The following is a 23392-nucleotide window of genomic DNA, read 5'->3' as shown; positions in this document are numbered from 1 at the left end:
TGCTACCGCCTTACGCTTTCGCTTTCGGCATCTGGCTGACCAGAGACAGGTTCACGTCCATCCCTTCCACCTGGAAGTGCGGCACCGCATACAGACGCACGCGGAAGAAGCCCGGGTTGTCCTCGATGTCTTCCACTACCACCTTCGCATCGCGCAGCGGATGGGATGCCTGCAGCGCGTCGCCCGGATCGGTCATTTCGGTCACCAGACCCCGCACCCAGGTGTTCAGCTCCAGCTCCAGCAGGCGGCGATCCTTGGTGGTGCCGATGTTTTCACGCTGGATCAGCTTCAGGTAGTGGGCAATGCGCGACAGCAGGAAGATGTACGGCAGACGCGCGTTGATGCGGCTGTTGGCGGTCGCATCGGCGGTGTCGTACAGCGCCGGTTTCTGGGCAGAGTTCGCCGAGAAGAAGCAGGCGTAATCGCGGTTCTTATAGTAAGACAGCGGGATAAAGCCGAGATTGGCGAATTCGAACTCGCGGGTTTCCGGGATCATCACCTCTGACGGGATTTTCACCTGGTTGCCGGTGCCCAGATCATACAGGTGGATAGGCAGATCTTTCACCGCCCCGCCCGCCTGCGGGCCACGGATCTGCACACACCAGCCGTTGTTGATGAAACTCTTCACCATATTGGAGGCGAAGGAGAACGCCGCGCTAGTCCAGAGGTATTTCTCGTGATCCGGGCCTTTCACCTGCTCAACGTAGTTGAAGCTACGCACCGGCACGGTGTCCGGACCGTACGGCAGGCGGCCCAGCACGCGCGGCATTACCAGCCCGATGTAGCGGGAGTCGTCGGTGTCACGGAAGGATTTCCACTTGATGTATTCGGCGCGGTCGAAGTAGTTAGCGATATCCTTAATCGCGGCCACCTCTTCCATGGAGTCTTTCAGGAAGAATGTCGGGCCAACGGAGCCGATAAACGGCATATGTGCCGCGGCTGAGACGTTGGAGATGTTGCGCAGCAGCGCGATGTCCTGCGGGCTGGCGTCAAACTCGTAAGAGGAGATCACCGAACCGATCGGCTCACCGCCCGGGGTATCATATTCGGCGGTGTAGGTGTGCCAGTAGAGGCCGCTCTGGATCAGTTCCGGCGCGTCCTCGAAGTCCTGACGCAGATCGTCTTTGGACACATCCAGAATTTCGGTTTTTACGTTCTGACGATAGTCAGTATTGTCGACCAGTTGTTTCAGGCCACGCCACAGGGATTCGACTTTCTGGAATTCAGGATGGTGCATTACCGCATCAAGCTGGCGGCTAATCTGGTGATCCAGTTCGGCGATATGGTGGTCGATCAAGGTCTTGTCGAGCTTTTCCACCTGCTGCCCGGATTTACGGATACAGTCCATAAAGACCTGCATCGCCGCCGTCAAACGCTCGCCCGCAGGCGCATCGGCAAGGGCAGCATCATCCATAAAGGCGTTGATATCGCCAAGATGGGAAGCCGGCGTCAGATTAATTTTTTCGAACAGGGAGGCGTAAACGCTCTCTTTTTCCAGCACCGTAGTATGACCCGGTGCCGCAGCAGTTTCAGTATTGACAGTCATCAGCATGTTCCCGATTAATCCATTAAAAGAGAGGCCCGACGGTTATTTCGGGGCCAGCGCACTCATTTCGTCGCGTAATTCCTGAGACAGAGCCGGATCTTTGAGAATTTTCTCGAGCTCTTTTCTGAAAGTGGCGTTATCAAGGAGATTGGATTTAAGGTCGCGTAATAAATTACGCATTGCCAGCATGGCGCGAAGTTGAGGTATTTGACGAGCAACCTGTTCTGGCTCGAAATCTTTGATATCGGAAAAATTCAGTTTTACATTTTCTGCGGAGTCACTGTTTGCCAGCGTATTCTTAACGCTCAGGTTCACCTCTGGATTAAATTCTGAAAGTACGCTGTTGAAGTTGTTTTTATTGACGTTGATTTTCTCTCGTTCAGACAATGGCCGGGATTCTTTGCCATTACTGAAATCACCCATAGTGAGGAGTTTAAGCGGCAGTTCGATTTTCTTCTGCGCGCCCCCTGTATGCAGGCTCAATTTTAAATTTATTCGAGCTTTTGGCACTTCATTCTGGAACGTGTCAGCCATAGCATTCCCTTTCCTTGCAAAATGTTTATTGAGTGGATGGGCACTTTATTGCAAAAGCGATAATAGTGTAAACCACTAATAAAGATCAACATTTTAGATCTTTGAGCCGCCATAAGAAATTACTTAAGAATTTTCTTCTTCATTGAGAATATGATTAACATTACGCATGCCTGACAGATAAGAGAAATTAGCTGCTTTGTTTGAAAAGGCTAGACATATAGGCTATTAATATAAAAATCATTACTTTTATATCGAAATTATCATTATTTATTGATGTAGATCACTCCATTCAACAACGTATCTTTATTACTGCTTTTATGGAGATTATTTCATTAAGAATATTCTTCGGCCTGTTCTTGCAGGCCTGCGCTGAGATTGACTCCATTATCAGACAAAAAATATCTCAAGCATTTTTGGTTTAAGACTTTCAGAGAGAATTGCGGGCTTCTTCATTCTGATTATGCAGCGCCGGAGACGAACCGCAGACTATTCTTTTCATTCGATACTGAAGGCAAAATCAACAGCAGAAATAAGAGATAGCGTTGACACCACCTACAAAGTATCTCGTCAGGTAAATGTCCAGGCAGGTCGCTATTATCTGAACAGAATATGTTGGTAGCCCTAACCGATTGACAGAATGGGGGGCGGTGGACGGATTCACCCGGACGCACCATTCTGCTGAATCTCAGTGCCTCTCTTTTTAATCACCCTTTTCGACGAAAAGAAAACGGGCCCGAAAGCCCGTTGATCGTGATGATTAGCTCAGCGCTTTTTCCTTTGCCCTTGTCGCCTGCTCCAGGTAACGTTGATATCTTTCCCGAAACCAGACCTTTTGTTCGTCATTCATATTGCCAGTGACAGCACCAATATCAACGGGTCGTCCCATCGCCTGCATCCGGGCAAAACTGCGCGCCAGAAAGTCAAAATTGGTGACGGAATACGGATTGTGTTCGTTCATAGCATCTCCCTCCTGATTGTTGTTTATCGCAAGGTCATATGCTTTCTGAAGTCAGTATTCGCCTGTGGCAGAACATTTTTTACGCACTTCGTGCCTCGTTTACCCGCCAGACCTGCCGGGTTTCACATTTTTCGTCCACACTTGATCTACAGGACTTTTTTCGGCATGGCGTTGAGATAAGGATGCATAAAAAAATGAAAAAAATAGCGATTGTCGGCTCGGGTCCCACAGGGATTTACACGTTCTTTTCGTTGCTTGAGGCGAAAGAAGCGTTATCGATTACGGTTTATGAACAGGGTGATAAAGCCGGTATCGGCATGCCGTACAGCCGTGACGATAACTCCAGGATGATGCTGGCCAACATCGCCAGTATCGAAATCCCCCCTCTCTTTATGACTTACCTCGACTGGCTACGTCTGCAAACTGTTGAACATTTGGCCCGTTATGACGTTGCACGAGACTCCCTGCACGATCGCCAGTTTCTGCCCCGCTTGCTTCTGGGCGAATACCTGCGCGATCGCTTTCTCGCCTGCGTGGAACAGGCGAAAAAACAAGGCTTCGACGTTGAGATAAAAGAGTCTTGTCAGGTTACTGACCTGCAAGCAACACAAGACGGGGTCATGTTGTGGGAAGATTCGGCACCCGAGCCGCGTAGTTATGATTTTGTTGCGATTGCTACCGGGCATGTCTGGCCGGATGAAGAGGAGTCTAGCCGCACGTATTTCCCAAGCCCCTGGTCCGGCCTGATGGAAGCAACGGTTCCGGCCTGTCGGGTGGGCATTATGGGCACCTCATTGAGTGGTCTCGATGCGGCCATGGCGGTGGTGATCCAGCACGGGACGTTTATCGAATCTGATTCACAGCCATGCCGCTTTGAGCTCGATGATGGCCGCGAAGGGTTGAAGGTAGCGTTAATGTCGCGCACCGGAGTGTTTCCCGAAGCGGACTTTTACTGTCCGCTGCCCTACGAGCCCCTTGAGGTGGTCACAGACGCCGCGCTAAAGGCTGAAATCGAACAGGGCCCGGAGGGGTTACTCGACCGCGTCTTTGCCCTGATGGTAGAGGAGATGAGCCTTGCCGATCCGGCCTGGAGTGACCATATCGCGCTTGCGACCCATGATGCAGATAGCTTCTCAAAAGCCTGGTTTGCTGAACGTCGTGAGCATGACCCTTTTAAATGGGCCGAAGAGAATCTGCGTGAAGTCGAGGAGAACAAACGTAACAAGCATACCGTCCCCTGGCGATACGCTATTTTGCGTATGCATGAGCCGGTTCAGGAGATCGTGCCTCACCTGAACGATGACGACAGAAAACGGTTTAAATCCGGCCTGGCCCGGGTCTTTATCGATAACTATGCGGCAATCCCCTCGCAGTCGATTCGCCGCCTGCTTGCACTGCGTGAGGCGGGGATCATCAACATTATCGCGCTGGGCACAGACTATCGTCTGGATATTCAGGAAGACCGAACCATCATTACCACTGACGAGCGGCGCTATGAATTTGATGTCTATATTGACGCACGCGGTCAGCGGGCACTAAAAACCAAAGATCTGCCGTTCCCACGCCTGCGCGAACAGGTTCAGGCCGTCGGGGACGACATTCCGGACGTGACCGAGAATTACACTCTGCACGATCCCGTCGAAGCACGAGGCCGCATCGCCTTTGGTGCCCTGCCATGGCTGATGCAGGACCGACCCTTTGTGCAGGGTCTGACCGAAAGTGCTGACATTGGTGCCGCCATGGCGAGGGCGATTCTCTCTCCGTCGCAACGGATACGCCGACGCTTAGCCTAGCGTCGGCGTGACACAACGGGGGCGCTATGAGCGACGTTTTTCAGCAACGCTGCTGGCGTAGATAAAGCACAGGGCAATGCCCAGGCAGATCACGGCGGCAAAGCGGTTGAAGGAAAAAGGGATAGCCGCATTGCCCAGCCAGCCAAAATTGTCGATAAGCAGGCTCATGGCCAGTTGCCCAAAAATGACCGCCACCGTGGCTACGGCGGTGCCGATGCGCTGCACCGCTATCACCATAATAATGATGTAAGGGACGCCAAACAGGGCGCCGACCAGTTGCCATTTCGGAACATCCAGCAGCGTGACCGGATGAGCGGGTTCAAAGAAGAGGATGAGCAGCGACGTCACCAATGCGCCCACAGAAAAGGTCAGAAACGCGCTCTTGAAGACCCCCACTTTACTGCCAAGCTGCCCGTTAATCGCAGCCTGAATACTCAACATCGCCCCGCCAATCACGGCGAGCATAACCATTACTATCGTCATATCCTACCCCTGCGCGACGAAAATGAGCGCGGCAATAATAAACACCAGCGCAAGAAGCCGTTTACGGTCAATTTTACGGTGCGGCGTACCAAACAGGCCGTAATGATCTATCACCAGGCTTTTGAACACCTGCCCGGCCAGAATACCTATCATCGTTAGCGCAATGCCGATCATTGGGGTGGTAACCGTCAGGATAATGACGTAAACCGGCCCAAGAATGCCGCCCAGCAGCTGCCAACCAGGTTGCGAAAAATACGAAGGCGCATTACGTGGACTAAAAAAGAGCATCAGCAAAAACGTTAATGCCGCGCCTACGCCAAATATGCTCAACGTTGCCCATAAATCGCCCACCTCTTGTCCCAGCGGCCCCAGCAGACCGGCCTCTACGGACAGTCCCATCCCTCCGGCAATGACTAACCCGATCAATAAAAATTGCATAGTAGTAACTCTTTTGTTGTTCAGGTCCGGAAGGGTACGCGTTTGTATTCATGAGAAAAATGCTACAATCGGATAAACACCTTTGCAGGATCTGCATCAATGACCGATTCGGGTAGTATCACCCTGCGTACCTTGCTTATTTTTATAGAAGTCTATGAAACGCATAATTTTTCCGTGGTGGCACGCCAACAGGGGATCTCGGCTTCACAGGTGTCGCGGGTGATCCATCAGCTCGAAGATGCGCTCGGTCAGCAGCTCTTTTATCGCAACACGCGCTCAATCATCCCCACCGAAAATGGTCATCTGTTTATCCGCTATGCCCGAGAAATGACTCGTAGCCTCGACGAGGCGCGTCGGGAGCTAGCCGCCAGAACCCAGCAGCCCACCGGTCTGGTGCGTATTAACGCTCCGGTGTTTTTCGGCCAGCGGCACGTTGCCCCTGCCCTGCCGGGCCTGAGCGAGCGCTATCCGGGACTGGATATCGAGCTCATTCTGACCGACGACTATATTGATCCGCATAAGGACGCTGCTGATGTGATCTTTCGCATCGGCGCGCTGACCAACTCGTCATTTCACGCCCGTACCTTCGGACGCCAGGTGTATCATCTGGCCGCCGCCCCCGGCTATCTTCGCCACTCTGGCACGCCTGCGAGCCCTGACGACCTTTCATCTCACCGTTGTCTGGTGTACCGGGGTTCTTCGGGTCCTAACCGCTGGTTTTTCCGCGCGATGGGCGCTGACTGGACGCACTACCCGGTGTCGCCCTTGATGACGTCTAACAATGCGGAGGCTTTGCTCATCGCCGCGCTGGGGGGTATGGGATTGGTGCTGTTTCCGGACTGGCTGATTGGCGATAAGCTGCAAAGCGGGGAACTTGTTGCGCTACTGCCCGAACTTGAGGCGACCATCAATACCGAGCCGCAACTGATTTCGGCACTTTATCCCGATGCGCGTCATCCTTCTCTGAATGTCAGGGCGGTCATTGATTACTATCTGGAGGCGTTTGGCTCACCCCTCTACTGGCAGAGGGGATAAAAAAACGCGGCCTGAGCCGCGTTTAGATTATTCGCAGTAAACGTCCGGATTATCCGAAAGCGAAACAAACGATTTGCTGTTTTTATCCAGCGCATGAATCACGCCGCTTTCAATATCGTAGACCCAGCCATGCAGGCGCAGCGCGTTGTTACGCAGACCGACCGCGACAGACGGATGGGTTTTAATGTTATTAAGCTGCGCAATGACGTTTTCCTGCACCATCGCGTTCACTTTATCTGTCTCGTTTTCCCAGCTTTTCTTATCCACTACCGCTTTCGCCGCGTCTGAGTAACGTAACCAGTGGGCGACAGCCGGCATCGGCTCCAGATCCTGGTTCGCGGCGATGGCTTTCATCGCGCCACAGTTGGAGTGACCGCAAATCACGATATCGGTCACGCCCAACGCAACCACCGCATATTCGATGGTTGCTGACACGCCGCCAGGCTCTGGGCCGAATGACGGAACGATGTTGCCCGCGTTACGAATCACAAAGAGCTGTCCCGGTTCCTGCTGGGTGACCAGTTCCGGTACCAGGCGGCTGTCGGAGCAGGAGATAAAAAGCGCTTTGGGGTTCTGGCTGGAAGCCAGGCTGCGGAACAGTTCTTTACGTTGTGGGAAAATTTCTTTCTGAAAGTTGAGGAAACCCTCAATGATATGTTGCATAGCACTGTCTCTTTTTCGGTTTTAATGACTGCATGACAAAGATCACAGTTTTAAAGTGTACCACCGGCAGGTAAAACCGGAAGGGGAATTAAGCGAGATGACACGTTTTGCAAGAAAATCCCCGGCCAGGCCGGGGAAGGAAAATCAGAACTGGTAATTGAGGCTCACCGAGAAGTGACGGGGATCGCCATAGACGGCGGAGTCATCCAGGTATGAATAGTATTCACGATCAAACAGGTTGCTGACGTTCGCCTGCACCGCTAGCTGTCGGGTCAGCTGATAGCGAGCAAACAGATCCACCAGCGGATAGCTGCCCTGATGGAGGCGCTGCGTCTCGCCATCAGGCCCGGTCACGTCTTTGTAGACCCGGTTTTGCCAGTTCACGCCGCCGCCGACTGTCAATTCCGGCAGCATCGGAAGCTGGTAACGGGTAAAGAGCTTGAGCTGCGTTTGCGGCGCATAGCTGTTAAACCGGCCGCGCTTATCCCGCGCCACGTAACGCGTCGCGCTGAAGGTGAGCTGCAGATTATCGGTGACGGCACCGTTAACTTCCAGCTCAGCCCCTTTGCTCACCGCGCCTTCCGTCTCCTGATAGGCCTGCTCGCTGGAGCCGTTAACAAACTGGCCGCTGATCGCCTCGGCGGCATGCTCCTGCTCAATGCGGAAAATTGCCAGATTGGTCGTCAGGCGGCCATCCGCCCAGTCGGCTTTCAAACCGGTTTCGTAGTTTTTGCCGGTCACCGGCGAGAGCCATGCGCCGCGGGTGTCGCGTTTTGTCTGCGGTGAGAAGATTGAGGTATAGCTGGCGTAGCCCGACAAACTGTCGGTGATGTCATAAACCACGCCGCCATATGGGGTGAGGTTATATTTACGCATCTCACCGCTGCTGCCGTTGGTGTTGTACTGGGTGTAACGCGCCCCCAGAATCAGCGACAGCGGATCGGTGATCGACAACCGTGCTGCGGTGTAGGCTGATTTCTGCCGGACAACATCATCCGCATTCTGATACCAGTCGCCCCAGGTCGGTTCTGCTACGCTGCCGTCCCAGTTATTGCTAAAAATGCCCATCTGCTCGCTGTCCAGCGGGCCATCGCGGCTTTCGGTCGCATTATGCTGGCGGCTATAGTTGGCTCCCGCCATCAGCTGATGCTGGCGTCCCAGCAGCTCGAAGGGGCCGCTGAGATACGCATCCCAGGCGTCGAGCTTACGTTCGCCGCGATCTTTACTGCCCCAGCCGGTGGTGCCTTCGCCGGTGTTCACATCGGGGTTGCCCATCACATACAGCAAGGTATCGTTAAAGGTCTGCTCTCCGTGCGTCCCGTTAAGGCGGAATGTCCAGCCATTATCCCAGGCGTGGGTGAGGGTCGCGAAGACCTTACGTGATTCAACCTCATAACCCGTCCAGTCGGCCGCCGTGTTGGTACTGCGGTTGTAATGGGTTCTGGTGCCATTGCTATAAAGACTCGGCAGGCCGCCCCAGGTTGGATTAGCGGTATTGTTCTGCTGATAATCCCAGCCCAGCGATAACGTTGTGCGTTCGGTCAGATCGGCATCCACCACGCCGTAGAGGAATTTCTTTCTTTTATGGTAGCGATCCAGCCAGCTGTCTTGATCCTGATACCCCGTCACCACTCGCCCGCGCAGGCTGGCGTCGCTGTTAAGCGGTGTGGCGAGATCGGCGACGTAGCGCTGTGCATTCCAGCTGCCGTAGCTGGCGCTAATATTCGCTGCGGGGGTTTTCGAGGCAGCTGTTTTTCGTACCATGTTAATAGAGGCCCCCGGATCGCCAGCCCCGGTCATGAGCCCGGTCGCCCCGCGCACCACTTCAATGCGATCATAGATGGCGGTATCTCCCGCCGCGTCGCCGTAGTTCCACGCATCGCCCGTGGCGGTGGGGATGTCATCGTAAGAGAAGCTCGTGATCGCAAAGCCGCGCGAATAGTAATAACTACGCTCGCTGTCGATGGCCTGGGACGAAACGCCCGTGGCGTTGGTTAAGACGTCATCCACCGACTGGAGGTTTTGATCCGCCATCCGCTGGGTGGTTACCACGCTCACCGCCTGGGGGATGTCGCGCGGTGCCAGCACCATTTTCGTGCCCGCCCGCGTGGTTTTTACCGCATAGTTTTGCTGTGACTCAGCCGTGTTTTCGCCGCTGCCATACACCACCATGTCTGCTTCGTCAGCGGCATATGCCGGCTGCACCAGCGCATGGATTGCCACCGCCAGCAGCGAGACGGTAAGCGAGTTGAGTGGGGTCAACGCGCCGAGTTTCTTGCCACGCTTTCTGCGTATAAATGTCATTTTGTGCCCTGCCCTTTTTCGTCTTTTACGCCTGCGTCTGATGCCTGCGACGCGTCAATGCGAATAGTAATGAGAACTATTTGTTTTATTATGAGGAGGGCAATGTAAGGGATATGTCAGCAAATGTATAGCGCTCGTCAACAATCTCGCCATGCAGTGCAGTGTGAAACGTCGCGGTAACCGCACAGATTGCGACGTGCAGTTTGCCTGTCACCTGCCTATACTGAGCCGATGATCAAACTGATAAAGCAGGTGATGTATGGAAATCGATCTCGATAATCTGGTCTTTAGCGGGCTGGATGAGGCAGAAGAGCGTAACGCAGAGCGTCTGGAAGATGCAGATAAGAAAGCTCAGGAAATTATCGCGGACAACGACTGCGGCGACGCCTGCAAGATCTAAATGAAAGGCCCCGATACCTCGGGGCTTTTTATTACTTATCGAGGCCTTCAATGGCTTGCTGAGCGCAGGCTTCATCAAGATGGCCCCCCGGTGCGCCGCCGATACCGATGGCCCCAATCACCTCATCCCCCTCCTTCACCGGTAGCCCACCCGCCAGCAGTAAGAAGCCCGGAACATCACGCATGTTTTGTGCCACGGCATTGTTTTGCGCCGCCTCCATCACCTTGCCGGAGGAATTTTTGGTGCTCAGCGCAGTCCAGGCTTTCATCTCACTGGCCTTAACCGTATGCGGGCCCGCGTTATCCGTGCGCTGGACGGCTTTTACCACGCCTGCGCGATCGACCACGGTCACCGTGACCTGATAGTTTTTGGCCATGCAGGCCTGAATGGCCGCCGTCGCCAGGGCATTGGCCTGGGTCAATGAGAGGCTCTTCTGAGCGACAGACTGCGCCTGTGCCGATACGCTTACCAGACCCGCGATCAGGGCCGCTGCCATCATTCTCTTTTTCATTGCTCATTCTCTTGTGAGGGGAAACAGGCACAGAGTACGAAAGCGCGCGATGAAACGTTATTCGGTTGATTACGCAATCCACCTGGTAGTTATACGGATTGCAATTTGTCATATTCACGTATGGCCTGCACCAGGCTGGTGACGCCCAGCTTGGCGAAGACTGCCGCCCGGTGCGCCTCTACCGTACGCGGGGAGAGATGCAGCCGCTGCGCCACCTCTTTGTTACTGTGCCCCTCCATCAGCGCTTTCAACACCTCATGTTCGCGGGCGGTGAGCTGCTCAAATAAGATCCGCACGCGCCGGCTTTCCTGCCAGCGCGTCATGCGCGCGTTGCTCTCCTCCAGCGCGCAACCGAGGGTTTCGATAAGCTTATCGGCGTCCAGAGGCTTAGTGAAGAACTCAAACACCCCGTTATGAAATGCCCGGCGACAGGCGTCGATGGTCCCATGTCCGGTCATCAGGATCACCGGCAGCAGCGGCCACGGCCACTGCCCCTCTTCCAGCCACGTCAATCCCCCTTTCCCCGGCATGCGCATATCCAGCAGCAGGCAGCCGGTCAAGGATGGGTCGCTGCCGTGTACGGCAATAAAGGCGGCAATACTCTCGAAGGGAACGACCTGCCAGCCCATATCCGAGAGCAAAAAGGATAACGATTCCCGGATGGCCGCATCGTCATCGATTAAATAGACGTGACTACCCATGTGTTGTCTCCTCCGGATGGGTGAATTGCAGCGCGATCCGGGCTCCGCCTTCGGGCGCATTATGCAGTGAAATCGTGCCGTTCATTCTCTCTACCAGCGACTCCGTCAGGGTCATCCCCAACCCGATGCCCCCCTGCCGGCCGCTATAAAACGGCATAAAGGCCTTCTCGAGGGCTTCGGGGGTAAAGCCGGGGCCACCGTCGGTTAATGTTACCAGGAGATGCTCAGCCCGACGCTGGCTGGCAATATGTACCCAGCCCGCCGGGCGCTCTTGCTGGGCCTGAATGGCGTTGCTGAGCAAGTTATGCAGCACCTGCTCCAGCCATAAACGGTCTGCCAGGATGCTGCGCCCATCAGGGGGAAAATCGTGGGTAATGCGAATATGTTTCGCGCTGCGCTCATGTTGCAGTAAATTGCCCACATGCTGCCAGCACTCGGCCAGATCGACCGCCTGTAAATCCACTTTCTCTTCGGCCACATGTTCACGAAAGCGGTTTAGCAAGGCGCTGATCCGCTGCGTTTGCACCAGGGCTGCGTCCAGTGCCTGTCCTGTGACATCCAGATTCCCTTGTCGCACCTGTCGCTTTGCACCCTGTATCCAGGTCTGCGCGGCCGTCAACGGCTGGTTAATTTCGTGGACAATCCCGGCGGTGATCTCCCCCAGCGTATTCAGGCGGGCATGCTGATAATACCAGGCGCGGCGTTCGGCATTCTGCCGCTGCAGACGCTGCCAGAGGAACAGTCGGCCGACCCCGGTCACCGCGCCGCAGAGCAGAATCAGCAGCATGAACGGCCCGGCAGAGACCTGAAACCAGGCCGGCTTTGCCTCGGCGCTCAGCAAGAACGGTTGAGTGTGCTGAGGAAACGGGCGCTGCCAGTGCCAGAAGGCTGTGGTGTCGGGTGCGGCAACAGGATCGGTGAGATTCAGGCGCAAGGCGGTAAAACGGTGGTGGGTCTCCAGCATGGATTGCAGGTCAATGCGCACCCGGATTTGTCGCCAGGGGTTATAGAGCCAGTATTGATTTCCGCCTGAGGGTTCAACGCGTGCGGCATCGAGGGGACGGTTAGCCGTTTTTTCCAGCGCCACAATTTGCGGAAATTTTTTGCGCAACGCCAGCAGATCTTCATCGCCGCTAAGCAACGGCAGAACCGATTCGTTTTGGGTGAGTACCGCACCGATGGCTGACCAGAGGGCGCTGAAATCCCGATCGCGATCCCAGTACTGACGGCGGATTTGCTCGGCGTAGAGTAGCGCGCTACAGAGCAGACTAAAGGAGAGCCAGAGCAGGAGGCTACGTCTAATAAAGTTTTTGCTGTTCATCCGTTTAGCTGGCGTGGTGGGTAGACGCCAGAAACCTTAGCAGATTGTCAGGTTACGGACAAAAGGTGCCGGGGATCCCGGTCACAGAACGCACACCTCGTTCCAGTAAGTTTCCCGCATGAGGCGGTTTTTAACGTTGCGTTTGCGCATGGAACCACTCCGGGTCGATAGTGGCGATGTCCACGCCATACAGGCTGGCGACGGGCAAAATCGACTCAATAATACGTTGCGCACTGTTCTCTGCACGCGTTTCGGGTGTGGCAAAAAACCGCCGTAACGTACTTATCCATTTTCGCATGGTCCTGTTCCTCGTCATTTCAGCCTGCCCTTAGTTAAGCAGCAGAAAGAGGACGAGGGAAATACCAAAACCGGCAGAGGTTTTGCGAAATTCGCACAAACCGGACGGGCAGCGCAAAGCGCCCGCGTGCGTGGTGGTTAGCCTGCCAGCGCTTTAATGACGCGCTCCATCGCTTCGGTGGTTAATTCACTTCGCTTCACGCGCTGGTTCGCCAGTGATGTTCTCACTACCCCGGCAATCACAATATGCTTCGGTTCCTGTCCCAGATCACGCATCTCAAGCACCACTTTTCCTACCACCCGGCACATCTCCTGATACAGCGCGTCGTCTTTGCTCACATTGCCCATCGCTTTCACTCCTTTGCCCGAAAAGGCCAGCTTAAAGCATTCATACCTCATATACAAAAAAAGCCCGGCGAGTGGCCCACCAGGCTTTTTTAAAATAAATCAGGGGATTAGTTATTTACCGGGATCACCGCGCCTTTATATTTGGTGCGGATCCAGTCCTGAATCTCTTTCGAGTGCAGCACGTCCACCAGCGCCACGATATCTTTCTTCTTCTCATCGCCACGATGCACGGTGATGATGTTGGCATACGGGTTGTTCTCACCGCTCTCTACCGCGATGGGGTCGTGAACCGGATCCAGACCGGCATCAATCGCGTAGTTGGCGTTAATCACCACGGCGGCGCCTTCGTCGTTGTTATACATCTGCGGCAGCAGAGAGGCCTCCACGTTCGGCGTAAACTGCAGTTTTTTCGGGTTTTCCACGATATCGCTAATGCGGGCGGTTACTTTGTCGATACCCGGCTTCAGCTTGATCACGCCCTCTTTCTCAAAAATGGAGAGGATTCGGCCCTCTTCAGACACGGCGTCACGCATGATGATTTTGCCGCCTTCCGGCAGATCCTTCAGCGATTTGTATTTTTTAGAGTAGATACCGATAGGCTCAATGTGGATAGCGCCTGCGCTGACAAAGTCATACTCTTTGTCACCGGCGTGGTCTTTCAGCACACTGTTCAGATAAGGGATATGCTGGAAATAGTTGGCGTCGATATCACGCCCCGCCAGCGCGGTGTTCGGCAGAATATAGTCCTGGAAAGGTTTAATCTCCAGGTCGATACCCTGCTTCGCCAGAATCGGCTTAGCCTGCTCCAGAATTTCCGCATGCGGGGTGTTAGACGCACCCACGGTCAGGGTGTCTGCCCAGGAGGCAAAGCTCAGGGCGCTCAGGGTTGCGGCGGCGATCAGCGTCAGTGTTTTTTTCATGATGTTGGTTCCTGTGTGTTATTCGTGATTATCTTTTATCTAACAGTGAAGTAATGACATCGCCGCAGAACTGGATAATGAAAACGATGATTAAAATGGTCACCGTTGCCACCAGCGTGACGTCACCATGGTTGCGCTGGAATCCTTCCAGATAAGCCAGATTTCCTAAACCGCCAGCACCAATCACCCCTGCCATTGCGCTGTAGCTCACCAGGGCAATCAGCGTGACCGTCATGCCTGATACCAGCGCGGGTGATGACTCCGGCAATAAAACCCGAAAGATTAATGTGCTCAGTCGTGCGCCCATCGATCGCGTGGCTTCAATAACGCCTTTATCCACTTCGCGCAGGGCGATCTCTACCAGACGCGCATAGAAAGGGGCCGCCCCGACAATCAACGCCGGCAATGCGGCGTTAGCGCCAAGAATGGTGCCCACCACGGTTTTGGTGAAGGGGATCAGCAGCACGATCAGAATGATGAATGGAATCGAGCGGAAGACGTTCACCACAATGGAGATCAGGCTATAGACCGTGCGATTCTGGAACATACCGCCGCGGGCGGTTAAAAAGAGCGCCAGTCCCAGAATCAACCCCAGCGCAAATGTCGCCACGCCAGACAAGGCGGTCATGTACAGCGTCTCCTGGGTGGCGGCCCAGAGCTGGTCCCACTTCAGGTGTGGGAAGAGATTTTCAGCCATGTTTAACTACCTCGCCTTCAATATCGCTTTGCTGCAGGTCGGCGAGGATATTGTTGAGTTGTTCTTCCGTTGCAACGACGTGCAGCCAGAGCTGTCCGAAGACGCCGTGAGCGGTTTGTGTCATTTTGCCGTGCAGAATGTTAAAGGGCAGGCCATAGCGCAGGGTCAGCTCCCCAACGATGGGCTGATGGGTGCTGTGACCGGTGAAGGTCAGTTTGATTACCGTGCCTTCCAGCGCGTTTGTCAGTTCCGGATTGAAGGTCTCCTCTTCTGCATACTGGCTTACCTGACGCACAAATTGCTGCGTGATCGCCTTTTGCGGATGGGTAAAGACCTGCAGCACCTCGCCCTCCTCCACCACTTTGCCGTTTTCCATCACCGCCACGCGGTCGCAGATTTTGCGCACCACGTGCATTTCGTGGGTGATTAATACAATAGTCAGCTTAAAGCGACGATTGATGTCCAGCAGTAGATCGAGGATCTGATCGGTGGTTTGCGGGTCAAGCGCCGAGGTGGCCTCGTCGCAGAGCAGCACATCCGGATTATTGGCCAGCGCCCGGGCAATGCCTACGCGCTGTTTCTGCCCACCGCTCAGTTGGGATGGATAAGCATTTTCACGCCCTTTTAATCCCACCAGTTCTACCAGCTCGGCGACGCGCGCAGCGATGCTGGCTTTGGATACGCCGGCAATTTGCATAGAGAAGGCGATGTTCTCACTCACCGTGCGCGACCAGAGCAGATTAAAGTGCTGAAACACCATGCTGATCTTCAGACGTGCCTGACGCAGGGCCTCGCCTTTCGCCGCGGAAATCTCCTGCCCGTTAATGGTCACCGTGCCTGTAGTCGGTTTTTCCAGTCCGTTTAGCAGGCGAATCAGCGTACTTTTACCGGCACCGCTGTAGCCAATGATGCCGTAAATTTGCCCCTGCTCAATCGCCAGGTTGACGTCGTCAACGGCGGTCAGCGAGACTTTTCCGTCATCAAAAATCTTCGAAATATTCCTGAGAACTATCATTCTTATACTTATCCGTTAGCATTTAGCGGTTTAGCAGTATGGATGTCCAAATGATAGTAATCAGCCGTGATTATCTTTGAAATGACCAAAAAGGAATTTCATATAATTTTGAGTTATAAACGGCAGTTTGACTGGGGAGAGCGGGATATCTGCATTATGGAAAAGGTCAGCTATTTTCCGCAAATGCACCTCTGGTTCGCCTTTTACCTGGATTCACGGGCCAGAAAGGGCGGCGTATCGCTGGAAAAGCAGCAAATCTGGCAAATTTGCGGTTAGGTTTTTCGTTGCCGCAACATCCGCCTGGGCAAGCTTAACGCGTTGATAACAATCCTTTGTGAATCTGCACATATAATTTTTGAAACGCTGTTTTCATTTTCCTTTTGCGCATACTTAGGCGTATAATGCGCGCCTAATCCCTGATGAATGGTTTCAGCGCTTGGAATACAAAAAACAACGCATACAACTTTCCCTCTCCTCCTGGGCTGAAACACAGGCACACTTTCTTCTGCACGCTCAATTGATGTCACCTATCCTTACTGCGTGCCATAAAATCATTCGCAACACAGGTTTGACTCTGAGGCCCAGCGCCCCCGGAGCGAGATTTCCATATCCTTCTCAACTTAAAGACTAAGACTGTCATGAAAAAGACGAAAATTGTTTGCACCATCGGCCCGAAAACCGAATCTGAAGAGATGCTGACCAAAATGCTGGACGCCGGCATGAACGTTATGCGTCTGAACTTCTCTCACGGTGACTATGCTGAACACGGCCAGCGCATTCAGAACTTGCGCAACGTGATGAGCAAGACCGGTAAAAAAGCAGCAATCCTGCTGGATACCAAAGGTCCAGAAATTCGTACCATCAAACTGGAAGGCGGCAATGACGTTTCGCTGAAAGCGGGCCAGACCTTCACGTTCACTACAGACAAGTCCGTGGTCGGCAACAGCGAAATCGTTGCTGTGACTTACGAAGGCTTCACCAGCGATCTCTCCGTGGGCAACACCGTGCTGGTGGATGACGGTCTGATCGGCATGGAAGTGACCGCTATCGAAGGTAAGAACGTTGTTTGTAAAGTGCTGAACAACGGCGACCTGGGTGAGAACAAAGGCGTGAACCTGCCGGGTGTCTCCATCGCGCTGCCTGCCCTGGCAGAAAAAGATAAGCAAGACCTGATCTTCGGTTGTGAGCAAGGCGTTGACTTCGTGGCGGCCTCTTTCATCCGTAAACGTTCTGACGTCGTTGAAATCCGTGAGCACCTGAAAGCGCACGGTGGCGAAAATATCCAGATCATCTCCAAAATTGAAAACCAGGAAGGTCTGAACAACTTCGATGAGATCCTCGAAGCGTCTGACGGCATCATGGTTGCTCGTGGCGACCTTGGCGTTGAGATTCCGGTTGAAGAAGTGATCTTCGCGCAGAAGATGATGATCGAAAAGTGTGTGCGTGCACGTAAAGTGGTTATCACCGCAACGCAGATGCTGGACTCCATGATCAAAAACCCACGCCCAACCCGCGCTGAAGCAGGCGACGTGGCTAACGCCATCCTCGACGGTACCGATGCCGTTATGCTCTCTGGCGAATCCGCAAAAGGTAAATACCCGCTGGAAGCAGTCTCCATCATGGCGACCATCTGTGAGCGTACCGACCGCGTGATGAAGAGCCGTCTGGACAACAACAACGACAGCCGTAAGCTGCGCATCACCGAAGCCGTCTGCCGCGGTGCGGTAGAGACCGCTGAGAAACTGGAAGCGCCGCTGATCGTTGTGGCAACCCAGGGCGGCAAATCTGCGAAAGCTGTACGTAAATACTTCCCGAACGCCACCATCCTGGCACTGACCACCAACGAAACCACAGCACGTCAGCTGGTGCTGAGCAAAGGCGTGGTTCCGCATCTGGTGAAAGAGATTGCTTCTACCGATGATTTCTATCGTCTGGGTAAAGAAGTGGCTCTGCAGCTGGTTGAGTGCGGTCTGGCACAGAAAGGCGACGTTGTGGTGATGGTTTCTGGCGCGCTGGTACCATCAGGCACCACCAATACCGCATCTGTTCACGTTCTGTAATAATTACTGTCCGAATTAATTAGTTTAAAAAGCGCTCTTCGGAGCGCTTTTTTTATTTGTGCCATCGACCATAGTCATTAAAAAATCAAATCGGGTTTTTCTATTTAATACGCACTTTTACTAAGATGAATCCGATTAAAATATTTTGTTTTAACAGCATTTTTTGGCTGATATAGCCGATTTCGATGCTTCTTTGAGCGAACGATCAAAAATAGGCGGATTCCCAACAAAAAAATATTCTCAACCTAAAAAACTTTGTGTAATACTTGTAACGCTACATGGAGATTAACTCAATCTAGAGGGTATTAATAATGAATCGTACTAAACTGGTACTGGGCGCGGTAATCCTGGGTTCTACTCTGCTGGCAGGTTGCTCCAGCAACGCTAAAATCGATCAGCTGTCTTCTGACGTTCAGACTCTGAACGCTAAAGTTGACCAGCTGAGCAACGACGTGAACGCAATGCGTTCCGACGTTCAGGCTGCTAAAGACGACGCAGCACGCGCTAACCAGCGTCTGGACAACCAGGCTACTAAATACCGTAAGTAATAGTACCTGTTAATAAAATGGCGCACATTGTGCGCCATTTTTTTTGCCTGCGATTCCCCTTCCCTACTGCGTAACCTGCTCGCGCGTCTCCTCAACAGAGGTCATCGGCGTGCGCTGATTCTGCACCGACTGCACAGTGTGATTCGCTGAAGGCGTGGCCCCTACCGAAACGGCGACCGGAATGCCTGCCCTGCGTGACATTGCTTTATCCACCAGCGCTTTATCGCTACCGCTCTCAGCAACAAAGGACGCAAAACCAGCAGGCTGCGGAATAGGCAGGATCTGTGGATTATCCCCTTCAATAGCCGCCAGAGGGCGGTGCACCTCAACATAGCGTCTGCCGTCCGGCTCGACGGCGAATTTCACCGGCTCATTGATGATCTGCACCCGGGTACCGACCCGAACCTGCGAGAAGAGCGCTTTAATATCCGGCGCATTCATACGCATACAGCCAGAACTCACGCGCAGGCCTACGCTGTCGGGTGCGCTGGTGCCGTGAATCAGGTATTCGCCGTTACCCACCCCCAGACGCAATGCGAAGCGCCCCAGTGGATTATTTGGCCCTGCCGGGACCACGGGCGGCAGTTTTATCCCCTGCGCCAGTGAGCGCGCCCGGATGCCGGCTGGTGGCGTCCAGGTGGGATTGGGGATCTTCTGGCTGATGCGGGTCGTGGTGACCGGCGTCTCCAGCCCCAACTGGCCTATCCCCAGAGGATAAACCTGCACGCTATTCTCCCCGGGGGGGAAATAATAGAGCCGCAGTTCGGCAAGATTAACCACAATTCCTTCGCGCGGCGTATCGGGCAGTAACATTTGCGATGGAATAGTAATCACCGTACCCGGAGCCGGATAAACCGGGGCAATGGTGTTATTGGTTTCGAGAATTAAGTGCGCAGCAGTATTAAACCGGCGGGCGATTGCCTGCAGATTTTTATCGCCTTCCTGAATAGTGTAAGTCTGATTCTGGCCTATTAGGCGACTGCCCGCAGGCGGCAATGGATAATCTACCGCTCTGGCGCTATTTACCGCGCCGAGCGACCCAAGAAGTAAAAGTGTAATCAGAGACGCGCGCTTCATGCTGATATTCCTTATTCACTGACAGGACGTCAGAAAGCTGAAAACCAGCGAGGCGGGAACCGCCTCGCGAAACAGAATGAATGCTGTCTGGTAAGTTTAGCTAATGTTGGCGGCTTTGGTGCGGATTGCGCGGATCATCGCTTCCAGCCCCTGAGAACGGGACGGCGTTAAGTGTTGTGTCAGCGCCATCTGTTCAAACCACGGGCGCACATCGAAAGCCAGAATGTCCTGCGGAGACATCTGATGATAGAGAATAAACACCACGGCGATCAGCCCCTTCACAATGGCCGCATCGCTATCGCCCTGCAGTTCTATCACCCCCGCCTCGTTCTGATGCATCAGGATCCAGACCTGGCTCTGACATCCCTGAATAATATTGTCCGGGTTATGGGCTTCCGGACTAAGCTCAGGCAGTCGCTGCCCAAGCTCAATGATGTACAGGTACTTCTCTTCCCAGTTTGCGCAACGTGTAAAGTTACGCAGTAATTTATCTCTGTCTGGCAACGCGGCCATCTCTTGCCTCCCTGTTAACCTAACAGCTGGTGGATGCGTTTGAGTCCCGCCACCAGCCTGTCGATCTCTTCTGTGGTGTTATACATGACCAGCGACGCGCGGCACATGGCCGGAACCTGATAAAAGGCCATCAGCGGCATTGCACAGTGGTGCCCGGTGCGCACCGCAACGCCGTAATTGTCGAGGAAGCTCCCCACATCATAGGCGTGATGTTTACCCAGGTTAAAGGCAATGACCCCTTTACGATCTGCCGGTCCATAGAGAATCAGATCCGGCACCTCGGCCAGGGCGTGCAAGGCGTAATCCATCAGCTTCTGCTCGTACGCGGCAATCTTCTCCAGACCAATGGCTGAGACATACTCTATAGCAGCCCCAAGACCAATAATGCCGCCGGTGTTTGGCGTACCCGCTTCAAAGCGCCAGGGCGCTTTAGCGTAGGTCGTCCCCTCGGTGAGGCTGACGGTGGCGATCATCGACCCGCCCCCTTCCCACGGCGGCATAGCCTGCAGGATATCCTCCTTCACGTAGAGCACGCCGATCCCGGTCGGTCCGTAGAGTTTATGTCCGGAAAACACATAAAAATCGCAGTCCAGCGCCTGGACATCGGTACCCTGGTGCATCACCGCCTGGGCACCGTCCACCAGCACCTTCGCCCCCACCTGATGCGCTTTCGCTACAATCTCCGCCAACGGGTTTTCGGTCCCCAGAACGTTAGAGATGTGCGTCACCGCCACCAGTCGGGTACGTTCATCAAGCAGCGCATCCAGCTGCGCCAGCTGCAGCGTACCGTCCTGGTTCAGCGGGATCACCCGCAGTTGGGCCCCCACGCGCTCACAGAGCATCTGCCACGGCACGATGTTGGCATGATGTTCCATCTGAGTGATGACAATATTATCCCCGGCATGAACCGAGGCGCTGCCCCAGCTGTTAGCGACCAGGTTGATCCCTTCGGTGGTGCCGCGCACGAAGACCAGCTCTTCCGGCGAACGGGCGTTTAAAAACGCCGCCGCCTGGTTGCGCACATTTTCCATGCGCTGAGTCGCTTCTGCACTGAGGGTATGGATACCCCGGTGCACCGCCGCATAGCCGTGTCGGTAAAACTCCGCTTCGGCATCGATCACCTGCGCCGGCTTCTGGGCGCTGGCGGCGCTGTCGAGATAGGCGAGCGGCAGACCATTCACTTCACGGGTCAGGACCGGAAAATCCGCCCGCACTTTCTCCACCGGAAAATTCATGCCTTACCTCCAGTCAAGCGCTGACCGATGCGGGCCAGGACCTGCTGTTTTACCCCTTCGTCACCAATAGCTTCTGTCAGCTCAGCGGCAAAGGCGTAGATAATCATCTTTTCGGCAGCCTGCTGGTCAATACCGCGCGAACGGAGATAGAACATCTGCTCATCGTCGATACGGCCCACGGTTGCCCCGTGGCTGCACTTCACATCATCCGCATAGATTTCCAGCTGCGGCTTGGTATCCACCTCAGCCAGGCGCCCCATCAGCAGATTGTTGTTGGTCATCTGCCCGTCGGTCTTGATGGCATGCTGGGCCACCTTGATTAGCCCATTAAACACCGCGCGACCTTTATCGCTGACGATGGTTTTGTGCAGTTGACGGCTGTTGCAGAACCCTTTGTTGTGTTCGAGCCAGGTGCGGGTGTCGCACACTTCGGATTTCACCGGCATCGCCAGGCTGTTAATGCGCAGCGTGGTATTTTCGCCGTTAAGTTGGGTACTGGTATTGTGGCGTAACACCGCGCCGCCCAGCAGGAAGCTGTGGCTGTGGGCCGCCGCGTCTGCAGCCAGCAAGATGTCGTTGTGGCCGAAGTGATGACAAAGCGCATTTTCAAACGCCAGCTTCAGATGGTGCAACTGTGCATTTGCCGCCACGTTCATGGTCATTCGTGAACCGGTAAAATGGCGAACATCATTCAGGCTGACATAGTGTTCGATGACCGTCGCTTCGGCGCCCTGCTCCAGCTCCAGATGGTGGCGGTAGTGGGCGGTGTTCACCTCCTCTTGCCCCGCAAGCCCCTGGGTAATGTGCAGCAACAGCAAAGGCCGGGCGGGACGCTGATTGCGCTTCACGCGAATGTGCGTGACCGATTGCGCCAGGCTTTCGGTAAGATGCAGGAAGAGTTCAGGCTGGACCGGCGCGGGCAAGGATTGACGCGCGTCGTTGATCTCAATGTCAAAACCGCTCCCTTCGCTGCTGTCGCTCAGGCCTGGAATAAACTGACCGTCGACAAAGACCAGCCGTACGGCATCCACCGCTATGCTCAGCGCATCTCGCTGCGCTGCGCTCACCTCGGCCAGACGGGTGACAAACTGGCTATTCAGCAACCCGTCCAGGGGGGTGTACTTCCAGTTTTCATGTTTCCGCCCAGGCAATCCCAGACGCAGCATCTGCTGCAGATGCTGTTGGGCCTGTTCAGAGCGCGGTTGACCTTGCGCCTCAAACAGGCGATGCCACTGCTGTAGCGCGTTACTGCTGTTCGGTAAGCCAGCCATAGCCCTGCTCCTCCAGCTGTTTAACCAGGGTGAAATCACCCGATTTCACAATGCGCCCTTGATAAAGTACGTGTACAAAGTCTGGCTTGATGTAGTCGAGAATACGCTGGTAGTGGGTGACGATGATAAATGAGCGGTTGCCATCGCGCAGGGCATTCACCCCGTCGGCAACGATTTTCAGCGCATCAATATCCAGACCGGAGTCGGTCTCATCCAGAATACACAGCTCAGGCTCCAGTACCGCCATCTGCAAAATGTCGTTACGCTTCTTCTCGCCGCCGGAAAAGCCGACGTTTACCGAACGTGTAAGCAGATCTTCCGGCATTTTTAGCAGCTGAATCTTCTCTTCCATTAAGTCCTGGAAGTCGAAGCGGTCCAGCGCTTCCTGATCACGGTACTTACGCACGGCGTTTAACGCGGTTTGCAGGAAGAACTGATTACTGACGCCCGGGATCTCGACCGGATACTGGAAGGCCATAAAGATCCCTTCACCGGCGCGCTCTTCCGGCGACAGTTCCAGCAGATCTTTGTCCTTGAACGCCACCGAGCCGCCCACCACGTCGTAATCTTCACGCCCGGCCAGGGTTGCAGAGAGCGTACTTTTCCCGGAACCGTTCGGCCCCATAATGGCATGCACCTCGCCCGGGCGAACCTCCAGGCTCAGCCCACGCAGGATCGCTTTATCTTCCACACTGACCTGTAAATCTTTAATGCTTAACATGTG

At 54.4% G+C, this 23392-nt stretch carries 27 protein-coding genes; 7 read left to right on the top strand and 20 right to left on the bottom strand.

All coding sequences use genetic code 11. The annotated features are described in order from the left end of the window. Nucleotides 1-10: 10 nt before the first annotated feature. The 3 genes from tssC to glgS all read right to left on the bottom strand — a co-directional run bounded on the left by tssC (nucleotide 11) and on the right by glgS (nucleotide 3038). A complete protein-coding gene (gene tssC / locus B3B59_RS02885; RefSeq protein WP_286808044.1) occupies nucleotides 11-1546 on the bottom strand; it encodes a type VI secretion system contractile sheath large subunit in 1536 nt (511 codons plus the stop codon). Nucleotides 1547-1588: 42 nt separating this feature from the next. Further along, on the bottom strand, nucleotides 1589-2080 hold the full coding sequence (tssB, locus tag B3B59_RS02880; RefSeq protein ID WP_286808043.1) for a type VI secretion system contractile sheath small subunit: 492 nt from the start codon (nucleotides 2078-2080) through the stop codon (nucleotides 1589-1591). Between the two features lie 757 nt (nucleotides 2081-2837). Then, nucleotides 2838-3038: a cell surface composition regulator GlgS gene (glgS, locus tag B3B59_RS02875; RefSeq protein ID WP_212477963.1), complete on the bottom strand. Its 201-nt coding sequence runs from the start codon at nucleotides 3036-3038 to the stop codon at nucleotides 2838-2840. A 194-nt stretch (nucleotides 3039-3232) separates the two neighbouring features. Between glgS and B3B59_RS02870 the strand changes: the two genes are divergently transcribed. Further along, nucleotides 3233-4831, top strand: coding sequence for an FAD-NAD(P)-binding protein (locus tag B3B59_RS02870; protein WP_286808042.1), 1599 nt, complete (start codon nucleotides 3233-3235; stop codon nucleotides 4829-4831). A gap of 24 nt (nucleotides 4832-4855) precedes the next feature. Here the strand turns inward: B3B59_RS02870 and B3B59_RS02865 are convergent, their stop codons facing one another. Further along, nucleotides 4856-5314 (bottom strand): DMT family transporter, encoded by a 459-nt coding sequence (locus B3B59_RS02865; protein ID WP_286808041.1) that lies wholly within the window; start codon nucleotides 5312-5314, stop codon nucleotides 4856-4858. A 3-nt stretch (nucleotides 5315-5317) separates the two neighbouring features. Continuing rightward, nucleotides 5318-5752: a DMT family transporter gene (locus tag B3B59_RS02860; protein ID WP_046885942.1), complete on the bottom strand. Its 435-nt coding sequence runs from the start codon at nucleotides 5750-5752 to the stop codon at nucleotides 5318-5320. A gap of 99 nt (nucleotides 5753-5851) precedes the next feature. On the opposite strand from B3B59_RS02860, the gene B3B59_RS02855 reads away from it, so the two are divergent. Further along, nucleotides 5852-6787 (top strand): LysR family transcriptional regulator, encoded by a 936-nt coding sequence (locus tag B3B59_RS02855; protein ID WP_286808040.1) that lies wholly within the window; start codon nucleotides 5852-5854, stop codon nucleotides 6785-6787. A gap of 27 nt (nucleotides 6788-6814) precedes the next feature. Here B3B59_RS02855 and B3B59_RS02850 read toward each other — a convergent pair whose 3' ends face one another. Both B3B59_RS02850 and fhuE read right to left on the bottom strand, forming a co-directional pair. Next, on the bottom strand, nucleotides 6815-7450 hold the full coding sequence (locus B3B59_RS02850) for a carbonic anhydrase (RefSeq protein ID WP_040075960.1): 636 nt from the start codon (nucleotides 7448-7450) through the stop codon (nucleotides 6815-6817). Between the two features lie 144 nt (nucleotides 7451-7594). After that, a complete protein-coding gene (fhuE, locus tag B3B59_RS02845; RefSeq protein ID WP_286808039.1) occupies nucleotides 7595-9754 on the bottom strand; it encodes a ferric-rhodotorulic acid/ferric-coprogen receptor FhuE in 2160 nt (719 codons plus the stop codon). A 259-nt stretch (nucleotides 9755-10013) separates the two neighbouring features. Between fhuE and B3B59_RS02840 the strand changes: the two genes are divergently transcribed. Next, nucleotides 10014-10154: a hypothetical protein gene (locus B3B59_RS02840; RefSeq protein WP_046885940.1), complete on the top strand. Its 141-nt coding sequence runs from the start codon at nucleotides 10014-10016 to the stop codon at nucleotides 10152-10154. 31 nt (nucleotides 10155-10185) lie between these two features. On the opposite strand, the gene B3B59_RS02835 is transcribed toward B3B59_RS02840, so the two are convergent. The 8 genes from B3B59_RS02835 to B3B59_RS02800 form a co-directional block, all read right to left on the bottom strand. Further along, nucleotides 10186-10665 carry a GlcG/HbpS family heme-binding protein gene (locus B3B59_RS02835; protein WP_286808038.1) on the bottom strand — a complete coding sequence of 160 codons (480 nt, stop codon included), beginning with the start codon at nucleotides 10663-10665 and terminating at the stop codon, nucleotides 10186-10188. 89 nt (nucleotides 10666-10754) lie between these two features. Continuing rightward, nucleotides 10755-11366 carry a response regulator transcription factor gene (locus B3B59_RS02830; protein WP_286808037.1) on the bottom strand — a complete coding sequence of 204 codons (612 nt, stop codon included), beginning with the start codon at nucleotides 11364-11366 and terminating at the stop codon, nucleotides 10755-10757. Further along, on the bottom strand, nucleotides 11359-12687 hold the full coding sequence (locus tag B3B59_RS02825) for a sensor histidine kinase (RefSeq protein ID WP_286808036.1): 1329 nt from the start codon (nucleotides 12685-12687) through the stop codon (nucleotides 11359-11361). The genes B3B59_RS02830 and B3B59_RS02825 overlap by 8 nt, the downstream gene beginning before the upstream one ends. 130 nt (nucleotides 12688-12817) lie before the next feature. Then, complete coding sequence (locus tag B3B59_RS02820) at nucleotides 12818-12985, bottom strand: hypothetical protein (protein ID WP_046885936.1); 168 nt, start codon at nucleotides 12983-12985, stop codon at nucleotides 12818-12820. A 137-nt stretch (nucleotides 12986-13122) separates the two neighbouring features. Continuing rightward, nucleotides 13123-13332: a fumarate hydratase FumD gene (gene fumD / locus B3B59_RS02815; RefSeq protein ID WP_040075964.1), complete on the bottom strand. Its 210-nt coding sequence runs from the start codon at nucleotides 13330-13332 to the stop codon at nucleotides 13123-13125. 107 nt (nucleotides 13333-13439) lie between these two features. Beyond that, nucleotides 13440-14252, bottom strand: coding sequence for a MetQ/NlpA family ABC transporter substrate-binding protein (locus tag B3B59_RS02810; protein ID WP_039029111.1), 813 nt, complete (start codon nucleotides 14250-14252; stop codon nucleotides 13440-13442). Between the two features lie 28 nt (nucleotides 14253-14280). After that, the gene (locus B3B59_RS02805; RefSeq protein ID WP_040075965.1) at nucleotides 14281-14949 is read right to left on the bottom strand and encodes a methionine ABC transporter permease; all 669 of its coding nucleotides are present in this window, start codon (nucleotides 14947-14949) and stop codon (nucleotides 14281-14283) included. Next, the gene (locus B3B59_RS02800; protein ID WP_233802111.1) at nucleotides 14942-15964 is read right to left on the bottom strand and encodes a methionine ABC transporter ATP-binding protein; all 1023 of its coding nucleotides are present in this window, start codon (nucleotides 15962-15964) and stop codon (nucleotides 14942-14944) included. The genes B3B59_RS02805 and B3B59_RS02800 overlap by 8 nt, the downstream gene beginning before the upstream one ends. Nucleotides 15965-16072: 108 nt before the next feature. Between B3B59_RS02800 and B3B59_RS02795 the strand changes: the two genes are divergently transcribed. From B3B59_RS02795 to lpp, 4 genes are all read left to right on the top strand, one after another. Continuing rightward, nucleotides 16073-16240, top strand: coding sequence for a hypothetical protein (locus B3B59_RS02795; protein ID WP_233802113.1), 168 nt, complete (start codon nucleotides 16073-16075; stop codon nucleotides 16238-16240). A gap of 160 nt (nucleotides 16241-16400) precedes the next feature. Continuing rightward, nucleotides 16401-16595, top strand: a complete 195-nt coding sequence (locus tag B3B59_RS20530; RefSeq protein ID WP_419395493.1) for a hypothetical protein — start codon at nucleotides 16401-16403, stop codon at nucleotides 16593-16595. A gap of 7 nt (nucleotides 16596-16602) precedes the next feature. Next, the gene (pykF, locus tag B3B59_RS02790) at nucleotides 16603-18024 is read left to right on the top strand and encodes a pyruvate kinase PykF (protein ID WP_040075967.1); all 1422 of its coding nucleotides are present in this window, start codon (nucleotides 16603-16605) and stop codon (nucleotides 18022-18024) included. Between the two features lie 311 nt (nucleotides 18025-18335). Continuing rightward, complete coding sequence (lpp, locus tag B3B59_RS02785; protein ID WP_001082307.1) at nucleotides 18336-18572, top strand: murein lipoprotein Lpp; 237 nt, start codon at nucleotides 18336-18338, stop codon at nucleotides 18570-18572. A gap of 63 nt (nucleotides 18573-18635) precedes the next feature. On the opposite strand, the gene ldtE is transcribed toward lpp, so the two are convergent. The 5 genes from ldtE to sufC form a co-directional block, all read right to left on the bottom strand. Beyond that, complete coding sequence (gene ldtE, locus B3B59_RS02780; RefSeq protein WP_233802115.1) at nucleotides 18636-19649, bottom strand: L,D-transpeptidase LdtE; 1014 nt, start codon at nucleotides 19647-19649, stop codon at nucleotides 18636-18638. Between the two features lie 96 nt (nucleotides 19650-19745). Continuing rightward, nucleotides 19746-20162, bottom strand: a complete 417-nt coding sequence (sufE, locus tag B3B59_RS02775) for a cysteine desulfuration protein SufE (protein ID WP_046885933.1) — start codon at nucleotides 20160-20162, stop codon at nucleotides 19746-19748. 14 nt (nucleotides 20163-20176) lie between these two features. After that, nucleotides 20177-21397, bottom strand: a complete 1221-nt coding sequence (gene sufS / locus B3B59_RS02770; RefSeq protein ID WP_286808035.1) for a cysteine desulfurase SufS — start codon at nucleotides 21395-21397, stop codon at nucleotides 20177-20179. Continuing rightward, entirely contained in the window at nucleotides 21394-22668 is a 1275-nt protein-coding gene (sufD, locus tag B3B59_RS02765; protein ID WP_286808034.1) for a Fe-S cluster assembly protein SufD, read from the bottom strand. Before sufD ends, sufS begins: the two co-directional genes overlap by 4 nt. Continuing rightward, nucleotides 22643-23389 carry a Fe-S cluster assembly ATPase SufC gene (gene sufC, locus B3B59_RS02760; protein ID WP_046885930.1) on the bottom strand — a complete coding sequence of 249 codons (747 nt, stop codon included), beginning with the start codon at nucleotides 23387-23389 and terminating at the stop codon, nucleotides 22643-22645. Before sufC ends, sufD begins: the two co-directional genes overlap by 26 nt. Nucleotides 23390-23392: the final 3 nt, after the last annotated feature.

Source organism: Leclercia sp. UBA2479 (assembly GCF_002341985.1).
In the GTDB taxonomy this organism is placed as follows: Bacteria; Pseudomonadota; Gammaproteobacteria; order Enterobacterales; family Enterobacteriaceae; genus Enterobacter; species Enterobacter pneumoniae.
The sequence above is the reverse complement of the archived record's forward strand: the minus strand, read 5'-3'. Positions and strand labels throughout refer to the sequence as shown.

What these genes read in the sequence shown, in the direction of transcription:
- tssC (WP_286808044.1), bottom strand. Translation starts at nt 1,546, where the DNA reads ATGACTGTCAATACTGAAACTGCTGCGGCACCGGGTCATACTACGGTG.
- tssB (WP_286808043.1), bottom strand. Translation starts at nt 2,080, where the DNA reads ATGGCTGACACGTTCCAGAATGAAGTGCCAAAAGCTCGAATAAATTTA.
- glgS (WP_212477963.1), bottom strand. Translation starts at nt 3,038, where the DNA reads ATGAACGAACACAATCCGTATTCCGTCACCAATTTTGACTTTCTGGCG.
- B3B59_RS02870 (WP_286808042.1), top strand. Translation starts at nt 3,233, where the DNA reads ATGAAAAAAATAGCGATTGTCGGCTCGGGTCCCACAGGGATTTACACG.
- B3B59_RS02865 (WP_286808041.1), bottom strand. Translation starts at nt 5,314, where the DNA reads ATGACGATAGTAATGGTTATGCTCGCCGTGATTGGCGGGGCGATGTTG.
- B3B59_RS02860 (WP_046885942.1), bottom strand. Translation starts at nt 5,752, where the DNA reads ATGCAATTTTTATTGATCGGGTTAGTCATTGCCGGAGGGATGGGACTG.
- B3B59_RS02855 (WP_286808040.1), top strand. Translation starts at nt 5,852, where the DNA reads ATGACCGATTCGGGTAGTATCACCCTGCGTACCTTGCTTATTTTTATA.
- B3B59_RS02850 (WP_040075960.1), bottom strand. Translation starts at nt 7,450, where the DNA reads ATGCAACATATCATTGAGGGTTTCCTCAACTTTCAGAAAGAAATTTTC.
- fhuE (WP_286808039.1), bottom strand. Translation starts at nt 9,754, where the DNA reads ATGACATTTATACGCAGAAAGCGTGGCAAGAAACTCGGCGCGTTGACC.
- B3B59_RS02840 (WP_046885940.1), top strand. Translation starts at nt 10,014, where the DNA reads ATGGAAATCGATCTCGATAATCTGGTCTTTAGCGGGCTGGATGAGGCA.
- B3B59_RS02835 (WP_286808038.1), bottom strand. Translation starts at nt 10,665, where the DNA reads ATGAAAAAGAGAATGATGGCAGCGGCCCTGATCGCGGGTCTGGTAAGC.
- B3B59_RS02830 (WP_286808037.1), bottom strand. Translation starts at nt 11,366, where the DNA reads ATGGGTAGTCACGTCTATTTAATCGATGACGATGCGGCCATCCGGGAA.
- B3B59_RS02825 (WP_286808036.1), bottom strand. Translation starts at nt 12,687, where the DNA reads ATGAACAGCAAAAACTTTATTAGACGTAGCCTCCTGCTCTGGCTCTCC.
- B3B59_RS02820 (WP_046885936.1), bottom strand. Translation starts at nt 12,985, where the DNA reads ATGCGAAAATGGATAAGTACGTTACGGCGGTTTTTTGCCACACCCGAA.
- fumD (WP_040075964.1), bottom strand. Translation starts at nt 13,332, where the DNA reads ATGGGCAATGTGAGCAAAGACGACGCGCTGTATCAGGAGATGTGCCGG.
- B3B59_RS02810 (WP_039029111.1), bottom strand. Translation starts at nt 14,252, where the DNA reads ATGAAAAAAACACTGACGCTGATCGCCGCCGCAACCCTGAGCGCCCTG.
- B3B59_RS02805 (WP_040075965.1), bottom strand. Translation starts at nt 14,949, where the DNA reads ATGGCTGAAAATCTCTTCCCACACCTGAAGTGGGACCAGCTCTGGGCC.
- B3B59_RS02800 (WP_233802111.1), bottom strand. Translation starts at nt 15,964, where the DNA reads ATGATAGTTCTCAGGAATATTTCGAAGATTTTTGATGACGGAAAAGTC.
- pykF (WP_040075967.1), top strand. Translation starts at nt 16,603, where the DNA reads ATGAAAAAGACGAAAATTGTTTGCACCATCGGCCCGAAAACCGAATCT.
- lpp (WP_001082307.1), top strand. Translation starts at nt 18,336, where the DNA reads ATGAATCGTACTAAACTGGTACTGGGCGCGGTAATCCTGGGTTCTACT.
- ldtE (WP_233802115.1), bottom strand. Translation starts at nt 19,649, where the DNA reads ATGAAGCGCGCGTCTCTGATTACACTTTTACTTCTTGGGTCGCTCGGC.
- sufE (WP_046885933.1), bottom strand. Translation starts at nt 20,162, where the DNA reads ATGGCCGCGTTGCCAGACAGAGATAAATTACTGCGTAACTTTACACGT.
- sufS (WP_286808035.1), bottom strand. Translation starts at nt 21,397, where the DNA reads ATGAATTTTCCGGTGGAGAAAGTGCGGGCGGATTTTCCGGTCCTGACC.
- sufD (WP_286808034.1), bottom strand. Translation starts at nt 22,668, where the DNA reads ATGGCTGGCTTACCGAACAGCAGTAACGCGCTACAGCAGTGGCATCGC.
- sufC (WP_046885930.1), bottom strand. Translation starts at nt 23,389, where the DNA reads ATGTTAAGCATTAAAGATTTACAGGTCAGTGTGGAAGATAAAGCGATC.